Origin of the sequence: Methylocystis sp. (assembly GCF_050246715.1) — a bacterium.
Taxonomy (GTDB): Bacteria; Pseudomonadota; Alphaproteobacteria; order Rhizobiales; family Beijerinckiaceae; genus Methylocystis.
In genome coordinates this window covers 1-4,465 of sequence record NZ_JBFWVN010000106.1, presented here as the reverse complement: position 1 = coordinate 4,465, position 4,465 = coordinate 1, and the positions used below count along the sequence as shown (strand labels likewise).

Annotated in this window: 3 protein-coding genes; 1 reads left to right on the top strand and 2 read right to left on the bottom strand. The window is 58.8% G+C overall.

Annotated elements, in window-relative coordinates; genetic code table 11:
• Positions 1-143: 143 nt before the first annotated feature.
• The gene (locus tag AB7I51_RS17680) at positions 144-1,646 is read left to right on the top strand and encodes a bifunctional metallophosphatase/5'-nucleotidase (RefSeq protein ID WP_428405598.1); all 1,503 of its coding nucleotides are present in this window, start codon (positions 144-146) and stop codon (positions 1,644-1,646) included.
• Positions 1,647-1,806: 160 nt separating this feature from the next.
• Here the strand turns inward: AB7I51_RS17680 and AB7I51_RS17675 are convergent, their stop codons facing one another.
• Both AB7I51_RS17675 and AB7I51_RS17670 read right to left on the bottom strand, forming a co-directional pair.
• Positions 1,807-3,255, bottom strand: coding sequence for an NAD-dependent succinate-semialdehyde dehydrogenase (locus tag AB7I51_RS17675; protein WP_428405597.1), 1,449 nt, complete (start codon positions 3,253-3,255; stop codon positions 1,807-1,809).
• Between the two features lie 119 nt (positions 3,256-3,374).
• A complete protein-coding gene (locus AB7I51_RS17670) occupies positions 3,375-4,289 on the bottom strand; it encodes a hypothetical protein (RefSeq protein WP_428405596.1) in 915 nt (304 codons plus the stop codon).
• Positions 4,290-4,465: the final 176 nt, after the last annotated feature.

Genomic DNA, 4,465 nt, shown 5'->3' with positions numbered 1-4,465 from the left:
CGTTCGTCACCCCCTCTCTGGGACGCTCCGCGCTAACCCTCTCCCTTTGGGAGAGGGTTAGCGCGCGCCATGGACGTATTGCGCTCGTCATCAAGCGGCGGCAACATGCGCGCCCTTCGATTTATCGAGACGAGCGAAGACAAATGTTTCGAAATATGAGGCGCGCCTTCTTCATTGCCACGGTCGTCGGATTTGCTTTCGCCTTCCCCGCCCAAGCCGCCGAGCGCATCGTCAATCTCACCTTCGTCGTCTTCAGCGACATCTATGAAATGGCGGAAAGGGACGGGCGCGGCGGCTTCGCCCGCGTCGCCGACGGGCTGAAGGCTGAACGCGCGAAAGCCAAGAACGTCATCGTCGCCCTTGCCGGCGACACGCTGTCGCCGTCGCTGACCTCGAGCGTCGACAAGGGCGCGCATATCATGGAGCTTCTCAACCGCGTCGGCCTTAACGTTTTCACTCCCGGCAATCACGAATTCGATTTCGGCGAAGCGGTTTTCCGTCAGCGCATGGCTGAAGCCAAATTCGCGCTGCTCGCGGCGAATCTGCGCGACGCCTCCAACCAGCCCCTGCCCGGAATCGCCGACAGCAAGATCATCGACGTCGACGGCGTGAAAGTCGGCGTCTTCGGCCTGACCGACGACGAGGCGGCAAGGCGATCCAGTCCCGGAACCTTGAAGCTCCTTCCGGCGATCGACACCGCCAAGCGCGCGGCGCAGGCGTTGCGTGACGCCGGCGCCGATCTTGTCGTCGTCGTCACCCATTCGGAGTGGCAGGATGATTTGCGGCTGATGAAACTCGGACCGATCGACATTGTTCTATCGGGCCATGACCATAATCTTCTTGTCGCCTATGATGGGCGCGCCGTCGTCGGCGAGACCCAGGCCGACGGCGTCAATCTCGTTGCGATCGATGTAGAGATTCGCATCGCCAATGATGGCGTCAAGCGCTGGACGCCGAGATTTCGCATCATCGACACCGCCGATGTAGCGCCCGACGCCGCGATCGCGGCGCGCGTCGCGCAATATCAGGCCGAGATCGACAAGGCGCTCGATGTCGACATTGGCGTCACCAAGACGCCGCTCGACAGCCGAAAGGCGAGCGTGCGTGGCCAGGAGACCGCCATCGGGAATTATTTCGCCGACACGATGCGCGCCGCCGCCGGCACCGACGTCGCGATCATCAATGGCGGCGGCATACGCGGCAATCGACTCTATCCGTCCGGAACGAAGCTGACGCGCAAGGATGTCGTCAGGGAGCTGCCGTTTAACAATCAGCTTGTGACTCTCGAACTTTCAGGCGCCGATCTGCGCGCCGCTTTAGAGAATGGCGTGTGGCTGATCGACAAGGACGCCGGCCGCTTCGCTCAGATTTCCGGCGCGCGCATTGTCGTGCGGCGCGACGCTGTCCCCGGGTCGCGGCTGGTTTCGATCGAGATCGGCGGCGTTCCGCTCGATGACGCCAAGCGCTACAAGCTTGCGACGATCGACTTTTTGGCGCGCGGCAAGGACGGCTATGTCGCGCTGACGCGCGGCAAGCCGCTCGTCGGCGAGCTCGAAGGTCCGTTGCTGGCGAATGTCATCGCCAACGCAATTGAAAAAGCCGGCGCGATCGCGCCCGTCGTCGACGGCCGCATCAAAGTCGAGTGATCATACGAATTCCGGCTGTCCGGTTCGCTTAGGCTGTGTCATTCCCGGCAGGCCAAAGGCCTGACCGGGAATTCAGGGCCAATCCAGGAACGCTGGTTTTGCTCTGGATTCCCGATCGCGCGCGCTGCAAGACAGCCGAGCAGATCAATCGGATTTCGTATCAAAGTCCGCCAAGACAGACATATTTGATCTCGACATAATCATCGACGCCGTAACGCGAACCTTCCCGTCCGAGACCCGAATGTTTGACGCCGCCGAAGGGCGCGACTTCGGTCGAAATCAAAGTTTCGTTGACGCCGACCATGCCATATTCCAATTGCTCGGCGACGCGGATGACGCGGGCGACGTCGCGACTGTAGAAATAGGCGGCGAGGCCGTAGGGCGTGGCGTTGGCGAGACGCACCGCCTCGGCTTCCGTTTCAAAGGAAATGAGCGGCGCGACGGGACCGAAGGTCTCCTCATTGAAGATCAGCGCGTCAGGCGGCACATTCGCCAGGACCGTCGGCTGAAAGAAAGAACCGCCGAGCGCATGACGACTGCCGCCGGTGAGCACCTTCGCGCCATGGGCGATGGCGTCGGCGACGTGACGCTCGACCTTTTCCACCGCCGCCTCTTCGATCAGCGGCCCGATCGCGACATCTGGCTGCGTCCCTTCGCCGACCTTCAACGCGCCGGCCGCCGCCGCGAGCCTTTTAGCAAAGTCGTCGACGATCGAAGCGTGAACGAGGATGCGATTGGCTGAAACGCAGGTCTGTCCGCTGTTGCGATATTTGGTGGCGATGGCGCCCTCGACGGCGCGATCGAGATCGGCGTCCTCGAAGATGATGAGCGGCGCATTGCCGCCAAGCTCCATCGAGCATTTTTGAATATTCTCGGCCGCCCGCCGCAGCAGGAGTCTGCCGACCTCGGTCGAACCGGTGAAGCTCAGTTTGCGCACGAGCGGATTTTGCGTGAATTCAAGCCCTACCGGCGCGGGGTCTAGCGCTGTCACGACATTGATCACGCCCGACGGAACGCCGGCGCGTTCGGCAAGCTCGGCCAGCGCCAGCGCGGAAAAAGGCGTCAACTCGGCGGGCTTCAACACCATCGTGCAGCCGGCGCCAAGCGCGGCGCCGACCTTTCGCGCAAACATCGCGGAAGGAAAGTTCCACGGCGTGATCGCCGCCGTGACGCCGATCGCCTGTTTAAACACCAGGATACGACGGTCGGTCGGTCCCGGGATCACGTCGCCGTAAATGCGCCGCCCCTCTTCCGCGAACCATTCGATGTAACTCGCGGCGTAAGCGATTTCGCCGCGCGCTTCGGCGAGCGGCTTGCCCATTTCGGCGGTGATGATTCGCGCCAGCCGCTCCTGATCGGCCATGATCAGTTCGAACCAGCGGCGCATGATCTGCGCCCGCTCCTTGGCGGCGCGGTCGCGCCAGTTTGGCAGCGCCTTCGCACAGGAGTCGATCGCGCGGCGCGTCTCCGCGACGCCCATGTCGGGAACCTGGCCGAGAATGGCGCCTGTCGCGGGATTATTCACCGCGAAGGTTGCGCCGCTCTCAGCGCCGGCCCATATCCCGTCGATTAAGCCCTGCTCGCGAAGGCCGAGGTCGAGTTCAGTCATTTTTTGGTAGTGTCTCCGTTTGAATTCCGCCTTTGGCGGGAAGCGGAAACTTCTGACTGGCATCGGGACCGCCGCTTCGCGCCAGAAACGGCCCCCCTAAAGCTCTTCCCGGGGATAGTTCACTGGTAATATGGTGGCTTTGAATCGTAGATATCTTTAACCCACTTATCAAAGTCTGCCTTTTCACTCCCAGGATTAGCAAGCACGAAGTCGGAGAACTCGCTCGGGATAAACTCATTTCCGGGAAAGGCTTCGAACAGACGACCCGGCTCCGGGCTTACCGCGTATTTTTCTGAACTAAGCTGCACCACCGCAGCGGGTACCATTCTCAATCTAGGCGCATATGCAATATTCCAGAGGAACGGAAATCGGAACGCTCGGTCTCCCTTATCCCAAATGCACTTAACGGTCAGCAAATCAGTCGACCTATTTTGAAGTTCCTCATAATCTTTGCTCGGCGTCAGCCAGACGTCCCATCGGCGGTGGACTGCGCGGATATTATCCGCATGTACAGAAGCATCGATCCGTAGACCAATCAAACGCGTAATTGGATCGATGCCGTACTTGGAAAAGCGTTCTTTATTTTTCCTTTCGTCGCCCACTTTCAGTGCGATCCAATCTGAGGGACGAATGCGTATCATAATTGGCAGAACGACCCCCTCATCAATACGGATCGTAGGAAGCTCATAATTAATGCCAACCAGAGATGGGTAAGTGTCAATTTTATATATCACTTCACCTGTGGGCGAATTTGGGGGTTTTTCATGTAAGTCCGCGCACAACGTTTTCGGTAGTTCAACTCTAGCCGCTAGGTTTTTGACTGGATTAAGCCCTTCATTTTTAATCAACAACGGGAGCTGGACGAAGCAAGTTTCTTTCGAATCCTCGAAACCAATTACAAGAATTTTGGGCCGTGGTGTCTCGTCTCTTTCGCCTACTGAGGAGACAAAAACGTGCGTACCGTCCTTTATCCGCAGAGCTCGCCATAAAAAGCGAAAAATAGAAGAAATTCCCCCGAACGGCACGTGTATCATTACATTTCTCGTCAAATTGCAATCAATTGTCCGCGAGTTTACCGAAACATTCTAGAGGGTGTTATGTACTTTCGGGAGGGATGGGTTTAATGGAATCGGATGGTTCCGATTCGCAAGCCTTATCCGTCTGATATCAGTGATGAAGAATGGTCGTTGGTTGCGCCGTATCTGACGCT

Excerpts from the sequence above, each read along its gene's own strand:
- AB7I51_RS17680 (WP_428405598.1), top strand. The coding sequence starts at position 144 with ATGTTTCGAAATATGAGGCGCGCCTTCTTCATTGCCACGGTCGTCGGA.
- AB7I51_RS17675 (WP_428405597.1), bottom strand. The coding sequence starts at position 3,255 with ATGACTGAACTCGACCTCGGCCTTCGCGAGCAGGGCTTAATCGACGGG.
- AB7I51_RS17670 (WP_428405596.1), bottom strand. The coding sequence starts at position 4,289 with ATGATACACGTGCCGTTCGGGGGAATTTCTTCTATTTTTCGCTTTTTA.